Here is a 17808-nt window from a genome sequence, read left to right on the forward strand (position 1 = left end):
GATCATCTGGTCCGGGGCGTTTCTGTTTTATCTCTTGGAAGAGGTGAGTTAAATCAAGACTAGTAACCCTTAGCGATTAGATCCGCTATTGCCATTGCTGGTGCTGCGGCTTGTTTCCTGGCGCTGCTGCTGCATCGGGTTAGGCTGCTGCTGGCGGTTCTGCTTGAAAATGTCGAAGCGGGACGGGGCCATGCGGCGTGGGTAGCTGTTGTTGGACAAGTCGGTGTCTGCTGTCTGCAGGAACGGGTCCAGCGTGAAGCTAACCACTGGCTTTTCGGTCACAAACACCTTCGTTACCTCGTCGTTGTTGTAGCGCCAGATCTCGGCAGGTATGTTCACCACCTCGTCGGTGCCGTCTTCATACTCCATGCGCACGATCAGGGGCATCACCAGTCCGCCCAGGTTTTTGAAGCCTACTTCGTAGAAATTCAAGCCGGAGTCCAGTACTTTCTTCTCCTGGTTGGACAGCGAAGCGTAGAACTTCTGGTAACGGTCCTTGTCGGAAGCGGTGCTTGCCAGCGGGTCGTAGCTGTTGTAGAAATCAGCCAATTCCGGGCGCTCATCCAGCCTTGTTCTTTTGATGTCCTGCAGGTTGCGCTGCTGTGAAAGCGTCTGTGGGGCTTTGTTCTGTTGCTCACGCTTCTGGGCGCTCACAAAATCCGGGTTCTGCGAGTCGATGGTATACCATTTCACGCCTTCGATGGCAATGTCAGTGTGGTCGGTGGTATAGAACCAGCCTCTCCAGAACCAGTCCAGGTCTACACCCGAGGCGTCTTCCATGGTACGGAAAAAGTCGGCTGGCATGGGGTGCTTGAAAGCCCAACGGTTGGAGTACTCCTTGAAGGCATAGTCAAACAGCTCGCGGCCCATCACGGTTTCGCGGAGGATATTCAGGGCAGTGGCCGGTTTACCATAAGCGTTGTTTCCGAACTGCAGCACCGACTCCGAGTTGGTCATGATCGGCACCTGCGTGTTTTTGGCGCTCTTCATGTAGTCCACAATGTTGGCAGGCTCGCCACGACGCGACGGGTATCCTTTTTCCCACTCTTGCTCAGCCAGGTACTGCATGAAAGTGTTTAGGCCTTCGTCCATCCAGGTCCACTGACGCTCGTCAGAGTTGATGATCATCGGGAAGAAGTTATGGCCCACTTCGTGGATGATTACCGTGATCAGACCATACTTGGTATTAGCAGAATATGTGCCGTCAGCCTCCGGGCGGTAACCGTTAAACGAAAGCATCGGATACTCCATGCCGCCTACCGGGCCGTGCACCGAGATAGCCACCGGGTATGGGTAGTCAATGGTATGCTTGGAATATACCTTCAAGGTATGCGCCACCGACTCTGTAGAGTATTGTCCCCAAAGTGGGTTTGCCTCTTTCGGATAGTAGGACATCGCCAGTACGTTCTGGTTGCCCACTTTTACGTTCATGGCGTCCCAGATGAACTTACGGGAACTGGCCCAGGCAAAGTCACGCACGTTCTTGGCGCTGTATATCCAGGTTTTCTTGCTCTTGGATTTAGCTTTCTCGGCTTGCGTGGCTTCTTCCTGCGTCACGATCAGCATGGGCTTGTCGACTTTGGCAGCGTCGGCGAAGCGTTTCTGCTGCGCCGAAGTTAGTACCTGGCTGGCGTTCTGCAATTCGCCCGTAGAGGCCACAATATGGTCAGCCGGCACCGTAATGCTCACTTTGTAGTCGCCAAACGGTAAGGCGAACTCACCGGAGCCTAGGAATTGCTTGTGCTGCCAGCCGTTCACGTCGTCGTACACGGCCATGCGCGGGAACCACTGTGCCATCTCGTACAGGTAGTTATTGTCGCCCGGGAAGTACTCGTAGCCGCCGCGGCCGCCCAGCGCCTTTTGGTCGTTGATGAAGTTGAACCAGTCGATGCTGAAGGTATAGGACTGTTTTGGCTTAAGCGGCGTTGGCAGGTCGATCCGCATCATGGTGTTGTTGATGGTGTACTTCAGGTCTTTGCCGCCACGATCTTTCACCGCCTTTATCTTATACCCTCCGTCAAAGGCCTCACGCGTCATGTAATCAATCGCTGTGGTCGACATGCGGTCCTGCAAATTGCCTGTCTGCGTCAGGTTGCTCATCGACTTCGGCTCGTAGATGTTCTGGTCGAGTTGTACCCACAGGTATGTGAGCACGTCCGGCGAGTTGTTGGTATAGGTGATGGTTTCGGAACCGGTAACAGACTGGTTTTCGTCGTTGAGCTCTACCTTGATGGTATAGTCGGCGCGTTGCTGCCAGTACTGGTGGCCGGGGGCACCCGAGGCGGTGCGGTAAGTGTTGGGTGTCGGCAGCTCCTGCCCGAGCTGGCCAAATTTCGTATCCTGCGCCATGGTGGCCAATGGCCCGGCCAACAGTCCGAAAAATGCCAACCCTCTGATTATGTTTTTCATGGAAGGTATAAGGTGTGTTTAGATGAGTAAGGTATAGAGTGAAAGATGTAGAAATTTTAAGGACTAGAAAATATTGGTCTCGATCATCAGCACCAAGGCGATACCGGCGGCGGCACTGGAAAGCACCATGATCCAGTCGCGCTTTTTAGCCCGGAACAGGTTGATCATCAGGAAACCTACTACCAGCAAAATACTCACGATGAGTAACTGCCCCAGCTCAATGCCGATGTTAAAGGCCAGCAATTGCTGCCAGGTATCGCCGTTGCGACCCAACATCGACTTCAGGAAATTAGAGAAGCCCATGCCGTGAATCAGTCCGAACGTGATGGCCAACAGGTTATGGAAAGACCAGATCGGGTGCTGTTTGGAAGCTGCGCTGTTGAGCTTAAAAAAATTGATGACGCAGGTAAAAAGGATGGTGACAGGTATAAGAAACTCAATGAGTGCCGTATCGAATTTAATGATGTTGAACGTAGAAAGGGCCAAGGTGATGGAGTGGCCAATGGTGAAACTGGTAACGAGGGCCAGCACCTGCCGCCAGTCGCGCAAGGTATAGATGGCGCAAAGGGCCAGTAAAAACAGCATGTGGTCGTAAGCCTTGAAATCAAAAATATGATGAAAGCCCAGCTCGATGTAAGTGGAAAAAACCGATGACACAGTCAGGTGAATAAAAAGGTTGAATAACGGCTAAGCTGCAAATTAATGTTTAGCCGGGAAGTTTGCAAGAGCACATTAGCAGGTATAGGATATGATAAAAATGTCTGGGTATAGGTGTGGCAGGAAAATGGTCCGGTTTGATTAATGAGGATAGTGTGGGCTACTGGTTTTTTCTGTTTCTTAGGGTATTCAGCCGAAGTTTGATACATGATAAGGTATATGACACACAAGCAACGCAGCTACGGTAAGGTAGTTTTAGCAGTTATAGCACTCTTGCTGGCAAGCTGCAACTCTCCCCAGTCTGAGCAAAAGGCAGACAAAACAGCCGAAGTACAATCTGATGACGACATAGACACCTCCATGGTATACGTGGGCACTTACGCCAAACCCGAACAGGAAAGTATCTGGCTCTACAGGCTGAATACAGCAACTGGCGAACTCAGACGAGTGCTGGGTGTGAGGGCCGGTGAGAATCCATCTTACCTGGCGCTGGACAAAGACCAACGTTTTCTTTATGCCGTGAACGAAACGGGAAATTATCAGGGAGAAAAAAATGGGGCGGTCAGTGCTTTTGCTATTGATCAAAAAACGGGCGACCTAAAGCTGTTGAATAAAGTGCCTTCATATGGAATGGCACCTTGCCACATTTCGCTGGATGAGCCGAATAAAACGATAATGGTTGCGAATTACACAGGAGGTAATATAGTGGCCTTCCCTATTCAGGAAAATGGCACCATAGGGGAAGAACTTCCAATTATACATCCGCCGAACACCGGGTCAGGCCCTAACAAAGAGCGACAGGAGGCAGGCCATGCGCATTACATTGGTCCCAGCCCCGATGGAAGGTTTGCCTTTTCAGTAGACTTGGGTACGGATGAAATTCTGAGGTATAAGCTGAATTCCGAGCGGGCGGCAGTAACAACTGAAACCTATGGTAAATCTATTGCTTTTGCTGGCAAGCCTGGCGCAGGTCCGCGGCATATGATTTTCCATCCCGATGGCCGTTTTGCCTACGTGATCAACGAGCTTAACTCTACCATGACCGCCCTGGCCTATGATAGTGAGAAAGGTGAGTTCGCTGAGCTTCAAACCATCAGCACACTATCTGCTGATTACAAAGGAGACAACTCCTGCGCTGCTGTGAAGGTATCGGCGGATGGGAAATACCTGTATGGCTCGAACCGAGGCCATAACAGCATCGTGGTATACGCTATCGATGGTGGAACGGGCAAACTGACGCTGGTGCAGCACCAAGCTACAGGCGGCGACTGGCCTCGTGATTTCACGCTCGACCTGACGGGCAATGTGATGCTGGTTGCTAATGAGCGATCCAATTCCATCGTTTCCTTCAAAGTAGACAAAGCCAGTGGCCGGTTAACGCCAGCGGGGTATGAAGTGAAGGTGCAGAAACCAGTCTGCCTACAGGTGGTGCCGGCGTTTTAATAGAAAGCTATACCTATTTTAATGCTCGTACTTTCTGGAAGAACAGGAGGTGATACTCCAGGGCGTTTCCCCAGTAGGCCCAGGAGTGGGTACCCGGTCGCTCTGTGTATTCATGCGGCACTTTTTCATACACCAGTCGGCGGTGCAATTCACGGTTGTCCTCTATCAGGAAATCATCCACACCGCAATCGATCATAAAATGCACGCCACTTTGCTTCAGTAGCGGCACCATATGCACAATGGAATTGGCTTCGTATACCTGCTGATTCTCTGTTTTCGGTCCGAGCACCGCCTCTATACTGGGCAATAGATTTTTGCGGTCTATACCGGCTACGTTTAAAGAGCCGCTCATGCTGCCGGCTGCCAGGTATAACTCCGGGTGGCGAGTGGCCAGGTATAGCGCCCCATGTCCGCCCATGCTCAGGCCAGAAATGAAGCGACTGTTTCGCTCAGGAATAGCCCTATACCTGCTCTCAACTTCCTTTCGCAGTTCGCTGGTGATGAACGTTTCGTACTGGCTGGCTTTGTCAACCGGGCTGTCATAATACCAACTGCCATACCCGCCATCAGGCGTTACAATGATGAGCTGGTACTTATCGGACATATTCTGTAGCAGGTCTTTCTGAGGCGGCACTTTGAGCCAGTTGCTGAAGTTGCCGCTGTAGCCGTGCAGCAGGTATAGCACCGGGTAAGGGCCGTTCTTTTTCTTCTTATAACTGTCCGGTGTCACCACCCCCGCTTTCAAAATTTTCTGCATGGAAGGGCTTTGGATGAGCAGCGTATCCACCTTGGCTTGGGCGGAAAGTGACGTGAGAAAAAGGAATAGGAAGAAGGTATAGAAGCTCTTTTGCATGGTCTCAGGTATAGCGTAACTGCAAATTAAAAAATTTGGTCGTATCCCGTGAATCAGGTATAGCGAATAAGCAAGACAAATAAAAAAGGGCAGCAGCTATCTGCCGGATGGGCTAGCAGTGTGAAGAATCACAACATCCGTTACTTCAACCAGGCAGAAAAGAAGCAGGTCGGGACGTAGGTGCAAGGCAATGGTTACTTGTGCTTATATAAGATAATCCCGGCACACAATAAAGTACACCACTACTAATGTAAGCAGGCCAACTGCCAGGAAAAGGCGACTGTAGCGTTGTCCTCTGTCGGTGCTGAACAAATGCCTGGACAACAACAAAACGCCCATGAGCTCCAGGGCAAATGCGATGATGGTGGTGTAATGGAGGGAGCCAAAACCGGCAGGGGGGAATCTTAGAACACTGAAAATGGACAACAGCATACCGCCAGCGATCAGGCAGGTACCGACCGTTCTCAGGTTTATCCTTAAAAATGCTTTTTTATCCTGCATGGATATATTATGTTTTTTTAGATATAGGGAATATTGCATAAAAGGTTTCATGCAGTTCCCTGTAAGAATGAAAAACAAAAAGGCCTCCCAAACTGGAAGGCCTTTTGCTCAACTAAACTTTACTCTTATTACACAATCTGCTTACCCTTGGGTGGGTAATTCAATGTTCACATTATTGAAACGAATCTGTCCGTTGTCTAGTACAGCCTCTACCACAGAATCTTTATTTACGTGGCCGGCCAATATCTCTTTGGACAGTTCGTTGAGCACCTGACGCTGCAGCACACGCTTCAGCGGACGGGCACCGAACTGCGGATCGTAGCCCTGCTCGCCCAGGTAATCCAGTACCTCGTTGGTGGCAATGAGCTGTATACCTGACTCTTCCAGACGCTCCTGGATGTGGCCGAACTGGATCGTCACGATCTTGCGAATATCCTCGCGGCTCAGCGGACGGAACATCACCAGCTCATCAATTCGGTTCAGGAACTCCGGTCTAACGGATTTCTTGAGCAACTCGAACACTTCATCCTTGGTCTGCTCCAGCATGTCGTCCTGGTTGAACGGCGTCATCTTCTCAAAATTCGCCTGGATGATCTGCGAACCGATGTTGGAGGTCATGATGATGATCGTGTTCTTGAAATTCACCACACGCCCTTTGCTGTCGGTCAGGCGGCCATCGTCGAGCACTTGCAACAGGATGTTGAACACATCCGGATGCGCCTTCTCAATCTCGTCGAGCAGCACCACAGAATATGGCTTGCGGCGCACTGCCTCGGTTAACTGGCCACCTTCGTCGTAGCCCACGTATCCCGGAGGCGCTCCAATCATGCGGCTCACAGCGTGGCGCTCCTGGTACTCGCTCATGTCGATGCGCACCATGGCGTTCTCGTCGTTGAACAGGTAGTCGGCCAATGCCTTGGCTAGCTCCGTCTTACCCACACCGGTTGTACCCAGGAAGATGAAGGAGCCAATCGGGCGTTTCGGGTCCTGCAGACCGGCACGGCTGCGGCGCACGGCGTCAGAAATGGCCTGTATGGCTTCTTCCTGACCTGCTACACGCTTGCCCAGTTCTTCCTCCAGGTGCAATAGTTTTTCGCGGTCGCTTTGCAGCATTTTGCTTACCGGTATACCTGTCCACTTGGCCACTACTTCGCCAATGTCTTCGGCGGTGACTTCCTCCTGTAGCATCGGGTTTTCGCCCTGCATTTGGTGTACCTGCTCCTGTAGTTCTTTGAGTTTCGCCTCGGCTTCCTGAATCTTGCCATAGCGCAACTCTGCCACACGGCCATAGTCACCGGAGCGCTCGGCCTGCTCAGCTTCCAGTTTATAGTTTTCGATGTTCTCCTTCGCTTTCTGAATGCCCTCAATGATCTGCTTTTCGTTCTGCCACTTGGCTTTCAGGTCGTCGCGTTTCGTAGATAGCTCGGCAATCTCTTTGGAAAGCACCGTTTCTTTGTCTTTGTCGTTTTCGCGGCGAATCGCTTCCCGCTCAATCTCGAGCTGCATGATGCGGCGCTGCAGTTCGTCCAGTTCCACCGGCAAAGAGTCGATCTCGATGCGCAGCTTAGCGGCCGCTTCGTCCATCAGGTCAATGGCCTTGTCAGGTAGGAAGCGGTCGGTGATGTAGCGGTTCGATAGCTCTACCGCCGCAATGATGGCGTCGTCCTTGATCCGTACCCCGTGGTGTACCTCATATTTGTCTTTGATACCGCGCAGGATCGAAATGGCATCCGGAACGCTTGGCTCGTCCACCATCACCGCCTGAAAACGACGCTCCAGTGCCTTGTCCTTCTCGATATACTTTTGGTATTCTTTGAGCGTGGTCGCACCAATAGCGTGCAACTCACCTCGCGCCAGGGCAGGTTTAAGCAGGTTGGCTGCGTCCATGGCACTCTCACCACCGGCACCCGCCCCAATCAGAGTATGGATCTCATCTATAAAGAGCACGATTTCGCCCTCAGCGTCCACCACTTCTTTGATCACTGCCTTCAGACGCTCCTCAAACTCACCCTTATACTTGGCACCTGCCACTAGCAGACCCATATCCAGGCTCATGAGGGTTTTATTTTTCAGGTTCTCGGGTACGTCACCGCTGACGATGCGCTGCGCCAAACCCTCTACAATAGCAGTCTTTCCCACACCGGGCTCGCCCAGCAGTACCGGGTTATTTTTGGTGCGGCGACTCAGAATCTGCAGCACACGGCGAATCTCCTCATCACGTCCGATCACCGGGTCAATCTTGCCGTTGCGGGCCATCTCGTTCAGGTCGCGGGCGTAGCGCTTGAGGGAGTTGTACTTTGCCTCAGCGTTCTGATCCGTCACTTTGGTGCCGCCGCGCAGTTCCTTAATCGCTTTTTTCAGGTCTTTCTCATTAAAGCCAACGTCCTTCATGATGCCGGCTACCTTATCACGGCCCGCCATGATGCCGAGCAGGATGTGCTCGATGGCTACATATTCATCCCCGAATTCCTTCAGGTAAGAAGTGGCCTTTTGCAATGCTGCCGCGGCATCGTTGGCCAGATATGGATTCCCGCCGCTCACTTTGGGGTAAGCCGCTACCGTCTCGTCCAGCTTGGTGTGCAGGATGTTGCCGTTGATGTTCAGTTTCTTGAGTAGAAAATTAGTGACGTTCTCGTCCGTCTCCAGAATCGCTTTTAAAATGTGCCCGGTTTCGATCGCCTGCTGCTGGAAGCCGCCTGCTATCTCAGTGGCCTTTTGAATGGCCTCCTGGGCTTTGATGGTATAGTTATTAAAGTTCATAGCCTTTGCTGTTTTCCATTAGTATTAGTTCTACGGGCACAGCAGCAAAGGATACACCAATGGGATTTAAAGGTGATTTTTATGAAATTATGGCAGGATTTGGCAAATTGAATGAATGTAATTGCGCCAAATTGTCTGAATCAGAATTTTTAGGATTTAAAAGGATGGGCAGGGCTGATAATGTCTTGTCTCAATTAAGATCGAACTGATTTGGTTGAAGGATGAATAGTGATTTAGAAGGCTTTGTAATTACTGCTTGGGTTTGTTATTGAATATCTTTTTGTATTGTAGGCTGAGTGCTCCGAAATTTATGAGGAGTCCGATGGGGAAATTGTAAGCTACGGTATAATTTTTTGCTTGAGCCAGATGGATGTCCTCTAAATTGACGATAGCTTTTAGCTCTACCACCACTGTATCTTCCACAATAAAATCCGCTCTTCGGGTACCCACTTCTATACCATCATAAAAAATCGCTTGTTCCTTCTCTCGTTCAAAGCTCAATCCCGCTTTTTGGAGTTCAATTGCTAGGCAGCGCTGATAAATTACCTCCTGAAACCCACTCCCAATGGAATTGTGGACTTTCATAGCACTACCAATAATCTTGAAAGTAATATCATCAAATTGTTGCATCGGTATATCGCTAAAACCAAATGATTCTTAATTCACGAAAAACATTATCAATCCTGAAAATCCTTTTAAATCCTAAAAATCCTGATTCAGACAAGCTTTTTAAACACCGCCGCAAAATGGTCAGCCAGCCTTGTTGGCTCCGGAAGTTTATGCTTCACGGCACAGGCCAATGCAATTTGAGTCGCAAACTGCAGGTCCATTAAGTGGCCGGGGGAGACGAATACGGGCTTTACGTTGTCTTTGGTGCGCAGTACGTTGCCAACCACTTCCCCTTTATACTCCAGCGGTGAAAGAGCACCTTTGTGCAAGGCCGGTTCTTTATACCTGCCTACCAGTACTTTTTTGGCTACGCCGATAGTCGGTTTGTTCAGGTGCAGACCCAAATGGGTGGCTATACCCAGGCGGCGGGGGTGGGAGATGCCATGGCCGTCCACCATGATCAGATCTGGCTTTTGGTGCAACTTTTCGTAAGCCTTGAGCAGGTTAGGCGCTTCGCGGAAAGACAGGAAACCGGGAACGTAGGGCAGCTCTACTTCGCCGTAATGCCATACCTTCTCCAGCACTTCCAGGCTTGGGTAAGAGAGCAGCACAAATACCGATAAAATGTGGTCTTCGCCTACAAAGGAAGAGTCGCAGCCGGCAATAAGCCTCAAGTCGAAATCAGGCTTTTGGATGATGATGCGCTCCTGCATTTGGCGCTGCTGCTCGGTCAATCGCGCCAGTATAGCTGGATCCGGGGCAGGCTGGTCGAAGCGTCGGTAGTAGGGCATGTGTTTGAATTTTGAATGAGTGATTGAGTGAATGAGTGAATTTTTATTATCGTAATAATTGGGAAGAGATAAGCTGTGGTCTTGTACGAATCCAGACAGAACCTGATCTTTTCATTTAAATTATTCCACTCAATCACTCATTCACTCATTCAAAATTATCTTAAGCGCTGCAAGGGTAGATAAGTTTAGTGAAGAGGAGTCGCCATTGCCCGTCTACCTGCCCGAAGTGAAACTCAAATGAAGTGGCCGTATGAAGCACCGATTTTTGAAGGAGTGGGAGGGAAGACTTTACGCGATCGATCTCTTGATTGGATAGGCTGGCGTAATCCCAGTAACCGCTTCTCTGAAACTTGTCTGGTGAACCTGCAAAGCAACCCTCCTTGCTATACCCTGATTGGCCCTTCTCATAGTCCATATCTCCACAGTCGAAGCGGGGCCATACCTCTTCCTTCAGGTCACACTCTTTTACTTCTTCGCGCACCGTGAAAAACGATCTGTCCTGGAAATCCCGCCTGAAACGCCGGATGTCCGTAACGTGTGTCATTTTGGGCATGGCCCCAGGCTGCTCGATCACCCATACGCCGTAGTCGGGATGTATGAACTGGTTAAGGACAGTGGTGTCCGAATTATGCAGTGCCGTTAGGAATTGCGTAAAGGCTGTCTTAAAGCGGATAGAGTCCTGACCAGGCATCGTGTTTCTGCGTAGGTGCTCCTCCTGTACTTCCTCCAGTCGCTTTTCCTCTTCCGATTCGGCGGTAGCCAGGTTTTGTTCTTTGGAACCACAGCCTGCCAGCCACAGCAAAGCTACCAGGCAGGCAATATAAAAATTACAATAGCAAAGCATGATCGATGTATGAAGGTATAGCTCCTATACGCTCGGCAAGTCAATTAGATCGGTAACCTGCCTGGCATGGAGGTATACCACAAACTTTCAACTATTGCTATACCGGGTCGTAAATTAAATGATTGAGGTACAGTGTGATAGCAAATTATGAAAGCAAGCGATTATGGCAAATTATCTTTTTAATGACAGTGTGCGCATTGAGGTGCAGCATGCTCAGTTGACCGGAGACCTCGTCGTTCCGGAAGGGGCAAAGGGACTTGTGGTCTTCTCGCATGGCAGTGGCAGCAGTCGGCTTAGTTCACGCAACCGGTTCGTTGCCGAGCACCTGCAGCGCTCAGGCTTTGCCACCTTGTTGTTCGATCTGCTGACGCAGGAGGAAGACCAACTGCGCGAAAACCGATTCGATATACAATTGCTGACCAATCGGCTGGTGGACGTGGTGAACTGGCTGCAACATAACCAGCACACCAGGGAACTGCGCATCGGTCTGTTCGGGGCAAGCACCGGCGCGGCATCTGCCTTGAGTGCTGCAGCGGCTATGAGCGGAGACATCATCTATGCGGTGGTGAGCCGCGGTGGACGCCCTGATCTGGCGGGCCCTCTGCTGCATGATGTGCAGAGCCCGACTTTGCTGATTGTGGGCGGACTCGATGAGGAGGTGCTGGACTTAAACAGACAGGCGCAGGATCAGATGCAATGCATCAAGGACCTGGAGATTGTGCCCGACGCAACACACTTGTTTGAGGAACCCGGAGCGTTGGAGATGGCGGCGCAGCTGGCCACCGACTGGTTCAGGAAATACCTGGAGGCAGGCAAACAACACCCGCTGCACCAGGATAGGCCTTAGTGTTTAATTTTGAATGAGTGAATGAGTGATTGAGTGAATGCTTTTTCTGAAATGATTGTGAATCGATATGTTGTGATCGTGTACGCATCCGAACTAAACCGGATCCTCTGACTTTAATTATTCCATCCATTCACTCAGTCACTCATTCAAAACTCAAAATTCTCCAGGTATGGAATATATCAGAAATAGGGAAGAGGCAGCGGAGTTGTTGGCCGATCGGCTTGAAAAGTACAAAGGCCGAAAGGGGGTGGTGCTAGCTATTCCGAGGGGTGGCGTGCCGGTAGCGGCTCCCATTGCAAGGCGGCTGGGCATGCCCTTGGAAGTGACTGTCTCTAAAAAGATTGGACATCCGTTTAACCCCGAATTTGCCATCGGCGCCGTGAGTCTGGAGGATGTAGAGGTGGACGACAGAATAGATGTGCCGCATGAGTACATTGCGGCCGAAACAGAGCGTATACGCCAAAGCCTGCGCAAAAAATACCAACTCTTTATGGGGAACAGGCAACCAGTCGAACTCAGAGACCGCCTTGTCATTATTGTGGATGATGGCATTGCCACTGGCAAGACACTGCTGTCGACCGTGAACATGGTGAAGAAACAGCAGCCTCAGATGCTGATCGTGGCTGTGCCTGTAGCACCTAGGTCAGCCATCGAGCAATTCGAGTCCATTGTGGACGAGGTGGTATGTTTGCTCGTACCGCCTTTTTTCCAGGCAGTAGGGCAGTTTTACCAGGAGTTTACCCAAACAAGCGACGAAGAGGTGATAGAATTGCTGCGGAACCAGTAACAAATTAGCCTACAAATCGACAAGCAGGTGACGAAGGAACACGCGGTTGGTCAGGGTTGCCCGCACCAAATACAAGGCGGCTTCCTTAAGATCGGAGGGGTTGATAGAGCTCGAATAATTTCCTTGCCCATCTGCCTCGGCCTCAAACGAACTTATCAGTTTTCCGTCCAGGGTATAGATCGCAATATTGAATTTCTCGTTGGGTTGAAGCGCCCACATCTCTAAAGTTACCGGATCGCCTTGCGTACGGGTCGGGTATACCTGCATGTTTTCAATCTCAGCTCTGGCTAGGTCCACGGCAACCACTGCCGACAAGCTGGCAGTGCCGTCAAAATCTACCTGACGCAGTCTGTAGTAATTGGTGCCGGCTGGGGCTTCATTATCGTCGAAGGTATAGGTTCTGGAGAGCGAGGTGGTGCCTGCTCCATCTACCCGTCCAATTGGTTCGAAATTTTTAATGTCCTGTGAGCGCTGTACCTCAAAATAGTGGTTATCCTGCTCCGAAGCGGTGGTCCAGGAGAGCCTTGTGCCATTTTTGGTAGCCATGCCTTTAAAGCTTTGCAACTCTACCGGAAGCGGTATGATGATCTCATCCATAATGGCATCGAACCAGCGCTGCGCCATTTTCTCCATCCCACTCGTATTGGGATGAACGCCATCGTACGTATCTGCCCCTTGTCTCGCATTGAAGCCTGTGTTTTGGTCTACCAGAATGACGGGTGGGTATAGCTCATTTTGCCCAGCTGCCAAAAGCTCGATACGTTCGTTCAGCCTCTCAATATTTTGGGCAGCAGTAGGTCCTACCCGCTGATCATAAGCGGGAATCAGTTTGGCTATGAAAATGGTGGCCTCCGGGGATTCTGTCTTTATCGTTCTGATCACCGCCTTCAGTTCTTCCACTGTCTCATCTATATCGTGGCTCAAGAACATGTCATTCGTTCCCAGATGCATCAAAACGATATCCGGTTTATAAGCCCTGGCCCATTGCCCGATATTTCCTTTGCCGTCTCTGCCGTAAAGCACCTGATCGGTCGTCCAGCCCCAGTGGCCTTCATTCCTGTTGCTGAATGTCTGCCCTTTGTAAGTAGCGAAAGAGGGAGTGCCGCCATTGTTTTCAGTGTGGGAGCCAACAAACTCGAAGTTTAGCCCCGCATCAATCAGCTTTTGCCACAGCGGGTACCGATAGCTTACATACTCCATGTCCCCTTGCGTGATGGAATTGCCCAGCGGCATTATCTTAAGTGGGGTAGACTGGGCTAATGCTTCTAAACTGATGACTACGCTCAGGAGGAGGCTAAAGCTGAGAGTTCGTTTTCCGAAACGGAATAGTAAAGAGAGCATATAAATAAAGCTAAGTGAAAGGTAGAACGTCAGTTATAGGAACGGCCATCGCCCTGTGGGGTTCTGTCTATAACCGTGCTCTGTGGCAACCCTTGCGCTGGATGCCTGACTCAAACGACCGGCTTTCTATCTGCTCTCGCTTTGCTATAATTTTTCCTTATTGGCCATAATAGCGTCGAACCAGCGTTTGGCAATCAATTTTTCTCCTTCCGAGTTTGGGTGAAGAGCGTCGTAGGTATGGGTATCAGGATTAAAGCCGGTATACATGTCAACCACAATGATGGGAGACCTGGAAGTGGAAAGTCGGGAGGCGAGTTTAGGTATGAGGTTATTGTACTGCTTCGAGGAATCCACGTTGGCGAATTGCGCAGGTATAGGGGTAACCTTGGCCATGAAAATAGCGACCCCATCGTTGTCTGCCCTAAGCTGGTTTACAACCCTTTCAACTTTGCTGATCGTGCTGTCAAGGGGTTGGCTGTGGATGAGGTCGTTGGTGCCCAGGTGCATTAGCACCACATCCGGGGTATAGCCTTGCAGCCATTCGCTTAGTTTGCCTTTGTCACGTTTGTAAGGGGTAGGGTTTTTCTTTCCGTACAGCGTTTCCTGCAAGGTCCAGCCCCAATGGCCCTCGTGTTTGTTATTGAAGGTCTTGCCCTTGTATACTTCCCCCATTGCAGGAGAGGCAACATCCGCCCCGTGTTCTGTGCCCGCAGCCGCACGATCCCAATTGGTGTCCAACGACCCTACATATTCAAAATTGAGTTCAGCGTCGACCAGCATTCTCCAGAGTTGGTAGCGGTAGCTGGGGTTTTCTGCGCTGCCCTGTGTAATGGAATTGCCCAAAGCCATGATCTTCAGGGTTTTCTGGGCTTCAGGTTTAGGTGAAAACTCTTCGGCTTGATCTTCGGTGCAACTGGTTGCCAGTAAGGTAATCAGAATTAGGAATATTCTTACTTGATGCGATTTAATAATAGAAAACATAAATTATTGCAAGTTCTAATGAGATGAGCGTAGCCCTTAAAAACGGAAAGCATAAGATTCGGTTGCAGAGCTGTTGCATGGCAGCCTTACAATTGTACAATTCTGTTTGAGAGGTGGGTGGCAAAGCAGTGCAACGGAAAGAAAGCCGAAGCTTAGCCGATATCAAAAAGACTCTTATATTTGCTTCTTGAATCAGTGAGCCGAAAACAGCAGTCTGATCAGCGCATCGATCAGGCTGATAAAACATGTTTATGGAACTTAATTATTTATAACAGAGCCAAATGACGACAAAAGCTTCTAAAATCATCTATACCATTACCGATGAGGCGCCAGCCCTGGCTACGCGTTCGTTCCTTCCGATCGTGCAGGCCTTCGCAAAGGCAGCCGCTATCGAAATAGAGACAAGAGACATTTCACTTGCAGGCCGTATTATTGCCGCGTTCCCGGAAAACCTGAGCGAGGCGCAAAAGCAATCGGACGACTTAGCTTACCTGGGCGAACTGGCCAAGACGCCGGAGGCCAACATCATCAAGCTACCAAACATCAGTGCATCGATCCCACAACTAACGGCAGCTATTAAAGAGTTGCAGTCACAAGGGTACAACATACCTGACTACCCGGCTGACCCCAAGAACGATGCTGAGAAAGATATCAAAGCGCGTTATGCGAAGATTCTGGGTAGCGCCGTAAACCCTGTGTTGCGCGAAGGCAACTCAGATCGCCGTGTAGCAGATGCCGTGAAACAGTATGCTAAGAAGCACCCACACTCGATGGGTAAGTGGTCTTCTGACTCCAAAACGCATGTGGCCCACATGACTGGCGGCGACTTCTACGGCACAGAGCAGTCTGTCGTGGTTGACGAAGCCACCGATGTGCGCATCGAGTTTGTTGGAGCCAACGGCGAAACCACCGTGCTGAAAGACAAAGTAGCTCTGAAGGCCGGTGAGGTAATGGACTCGTCGGTGATGAGCAAAAACGCCCTGCGCTCTTTCCTGGAGAAGGAAATTGCGGAGGCTAAGGAGCAAGGCATCCTGCTGTCATTGCACCTGAAGGCAACCATGATGAAAGTGTCTGACCCGATTATGTTTGGCCACGCGGTAACGGTGTTTTTCAAGGAGACTTTTGAGAAGCATGGTGCCACGTTCAAAGAACTGGGTGTGGATGCAAACAACGGCCTGGGCGATGTGTATGCGAAAATCCAAAACCTACCATCCGAGAAGCGTGCCGAAATCGAAGCCGATCTGAAAGCAGAGATGGAGAAGCGTCCTGAACTGGCGATGGTAAACTCTGACAAAGGCATCACCAACCTGCACGTGCCAAGCGACGTGATCATCGACGCCTCTATGCCGGCGGCTATCCGTTCTTCTGGTCAGATGTGGGGGCCGGACGGCAAACTGCACGATACGAAGGCGATCATTCCGGACCGCTCTTATGCGCAGATCTACCAGGAAGTGATCCAGTTCAACAAAGAGAACGGTGCTTTCGACCCGACGACTATGGGCACAGTGCCGAACATCGGTTTGATGGCACAGAAAGCCGAGGAGTATGGCTCGCACGACAAGACCTTTGAGATGGCGGCCGCTGGTACGGTACGCGTGGTGGATGCCGAGGGCAATACGCTGATGGAGCAGAAAGTAGAGCAAGGCGATATCTTCAGAGCCTGTCAGACCAAAGACCTGCCTATTCAGGACTGGGTGAAGCTGGCGGTAACAAGAGCCCGTATCACGAACACGCCAGCTATTTTCTGGCTGGATCCGCAGCGCGCCCATGATGCCAACCTGATCAAAAAAGTAGAGCTATACCTGCAGGACCACGACACGAACGGCCTTGAGATCAAGATCATGTCGCCGGTAGAAGCTATGCGCTATACCTGCGAGCGTGCCAAAGCAGGCAAAGACACCATCTCGGTTACGGGCAACGTACTGCGTGATTACCTAACTGACCTGTTCCCGATCCTGGAGCTGGGTACCAGCGCCAAAATGCTTTCAATTGTTCCGTTGCTCGACGGCGGTGGCCTGTTCGAAACAGGTGCCGGAGGATCTGCACCGAAGCACGTAGAGCAGTTCGTAGAAGAGAACTATCTGCGTTGGGATTCATTGGGCGAGTTCCTGGCATTGGCCGTTTCTCTGGAAGACCTTGCTTACAAAACCAAGAACGAGAAGGCAGAAGTACTGGCCGAAGCCCTTAACAAAGCGAATGCTGAGTTCCTGGAGAAGGACAAGTCACCGGCCCGTAAAGTAGGCGGCATCGACAACCGTGGCAGCCACTTCTACCTGGCCATGTACTGGGCACAGGCACTGGCCGAGCAGACGAAGAACCAGGAGCTGAAAGACAAATTCTCTGGTTTAGCGAAAGAGCTGACCGACAACGAGCAGAAGATCGTGGACGAGCAAATCGCTGCCCAAGGCAAACCAGTTGACATCGGCGGTTACTTCCACCTGGATAATGCAAAAGTGGACGAAGCGATGAGACCGAGTGAGACGCTGAATGCTGCGCTGAACAACTTCTAAATAGAAGCTTAAAGTTTAAATAAGAAAGGCTGCCTGAGCGATCGGGCAGCCTTTATTTGCTGTACCAAACATACCGTAGGTATAGCAGCCTCGTCTACAACAAGCCTTGGTAGCTATGGTTATACCTTGTTCTCCATTTTTATGAATCAGCGAGCTTCAGAAGTACACCTAGGTTCTACACTATTTTTTAACCTTGCTCTTTCGGATTTGCAATCCGAAAGTACCATAGCCGCGGATTTGTAATCCGCTTAGCAAAGGCAGACACTACTGGCAGGCAGGCGGATTGCAAATCCGCATTTAACCAAGTTCCGGATTGCAAATCCGGAACAGCATTGAGTAACAGCAGTAGTAAACAATCAGCTGTGTTGATAAATTTGAAAGTAATGGAAGCGGTAGGTCAGTCGCTTCCATATCTAAGGTATAGCAATCGGGCTTAGTGCCTAACTCCCCCCGCTGGCGCGAGCTTGCAGCTCGT

14 protein-coding genes are annotated in these 17808 nt (G+C 50.6%); 4 read left to right on the forward strand and 10 right to left on the reverse strand.

Annotation, left to right across the window (positions count from 1 at the left end):
• Positions 1–69: 69 nt before the first annotated feature.
• Positions 70–2409: a M1 family metallopeptidase gene (locus H9Q13_RS05455; protein ID WP_191182770.1), complete on the reverse strand. Its 2340-nt coding sequence runs from the start codon at positions 2407–2409 to the stop codon at positions 70–72.
• A gap of 63 nt (positions 2410–2472) precedes the next feature.
• Positions 2473–3066: a HupE/UreJ family protein gene (locus H9Q13_RS05460; protein ID WP_191182771.1), complete on the reverse strand. Its 594-nt coding sequence runs from the start codon at positions 3064–3066 to the stop codon at positions 2473–2475.
• A 219-nt stretch (positions 3067–3285) separates the two neighbouring features.
• Between H9Q13_RS05460 and H9Q13_RS05465 the strand changes: the two genes are divergently transcribed.
• Positions 3286–4509 carry a lactonase family protein gene (locus H9Q13_RS05465; protein ID WP_191182772.1) on the forward strand — a complete coding sequence of 408 codons (1224 nt, stop codon included), beginning with the start codon at positions 3286–3288 and terminating at the stop codon, positions 4507–4509.
• A 13-nt stretch (positions 4510–4522) separates the two neighbouring features.
• Here the strand turns inward: H9Q13_RS05465 and H9Q13_RS05470 are convergent, their stop codons facing one another.
• The 6 genes from H9Q13_RS05470 to H9Q13_RS05495 form a co-directional block, all read right to left on the reverse strand.
• On the reverse strand, positions 4523–5362 hold the full coding sequence (locus tag H9Q13_RS05470) for an alpha/beta hydrolase (RefSeq protein ID WP_191182773.1): 840 nt from the start codon (positions 5360–5362) through the stop codon (positions 4523–4525).
• Positions 5363–5566: 204 nt separating this feature from the next.
• Complete coding sequence (locus H9Q13_RS05475) at positions 5567–5863, reverse strand: hypothetical protein (RefSeq protein WP_191182774.1); 297 nt, start codon at positions 5861–5863, stop codon at positions 5567–5569.
• A 141-nt stretch (positions 5864–6004) separates the two neighbouring features.
• Positions 6005–8623 (reverse strand): ATP-dependent chaperone ClpB, encoded by a 2619-nt coding sequence (clpB, locus tag H9Q13_RS05480; RefSeq protein WP_191182775.1) that lies wholly within the window; start codon positions 8621–8623, stop codon positions 6005–6007.
• 249 nt (positions 8624–8872) lie between these two features.
• Entirely contained in the window at positions 8873–9253 is a 381-nt protein-coding gene (locus H9Q13_RS05485; protein ID WP_191182776.1) for a GxxExxY protein, read from the reverse strand.
• Positions 9254–9339: 86 nt separating this feature from the next.
• Positions 9340–10023 carry a deoxyribonuclease V gene (gene nfi / locus H9Q13_RS05490; protein ID WP_191182777.1) on the reverse strand — a complete coding sequence of 228 codons (684 nt, stop codon included), beginning with the start codon at positions 10021–10023 and terminating at the stop codon, positions 9340–9342.
• Positions 10024–10183: 160 nt separating this feature from the next.
• Positions 10184–10867, reverse strand: a complete 684-nt coding sequence (locus tag H9Q13_RS05495) for a hypothetical protein (protein ID WP_191182778.1) — start codon at positions 10865–10867, stop codon at positions 10184–10186.
• 163 nt (positions 10868–11030) lie between these two features.
• Between H9Q13_RS05495 and H9Q13_RS05500 the strand changes: the two genes are divergently transcribed.
• Together H9Q13_RS05500 and H9Q13_RS05505 are read left to right on the forward strand one after the other, a co-directional pair.
• Entirely contained in the window at positions 11031–11714 is a 684-nt protein-coding gene (locus tag H9Q13_RS05500; RefSeq protein WP_191182779.1) for a dienelactone hydrolase family protein, read from the forward strand.
• 169 nt (positions 11715–11883) lie between these two features.
• Complete coding sequence (locus tag H9Q13_RS05505) at positions 11884–12501, forward strand: phosphoribosyltransferase (RefSeq protein ID WP_191182780.1); 618 nt, start codon at positions 11884–11886, stop codon at positions 12499–12501.
• A gap of 9 nt (positions 12502–12510) precedes the next feature.
• Here the strand turns inward: H9Q13_RS05505 and H9Q13_RS05510 are convergent, their stop codons facing one another.
• Both H9Q13_RS05510 and H9Q13_RS05515 read right to left on the reverse strand, forming a co-directional pair.
• Complete coding sequence (locus H9Q13_RS05510) at positions 12511–13842, reverse strand: SGNH/GDSL hydrolase family protein (RefSeq protein ID WP_224744103.1); 1332 nt, start codon at positions 13840–13842, stop codon at positions 12511–12513.
• A 144-nt stretch (positions 13843–13986) separates the two neighbouring features.
• The gene (locus H9Q13_RS05515; RefSeq protein WP_191182781.1) at positions 13987–14823 is read right to left on the reverse strand and encodes an SGNH/GDSL hydrolase family protein; all 837 of its coding nucleotides are present in this window, start codon (positions 14821–14823) and stop codon (positions 13987–13989) included.
• A 281-nt stretch (positions 14824–15104) separates the two neighbouring features.
• Here H9Q13_RS05515 and H9Q13_RS05520 point away from each other — a divergent pair, with 281 nt between their 5' ends.
• Complete coding sequence (locus H9Q13_RS05520; RefSeq protein ID WP_191182782.1) at positions 15105–17333, forward strand: NADP-dependent isocitrate dehydrogenase; 2229 nt, start codon at positions 15105–15107, stop codon at positions 17331–17333.
• Positions 17334–17808 lie beyond the last annotated feature (475 nt).

Origin of the sequence: Pontibacter aquaedesilientis (genome assembly GCF_014773225.1) — a bacterium.
Taxonomy (GTDB): domain Bacteria; phylum Bacteroidota; class Bacteroidia; order Cytophagales; family Hymenobacteraceae; genus Pontibacter; species Pontibacter aquaedesilientis.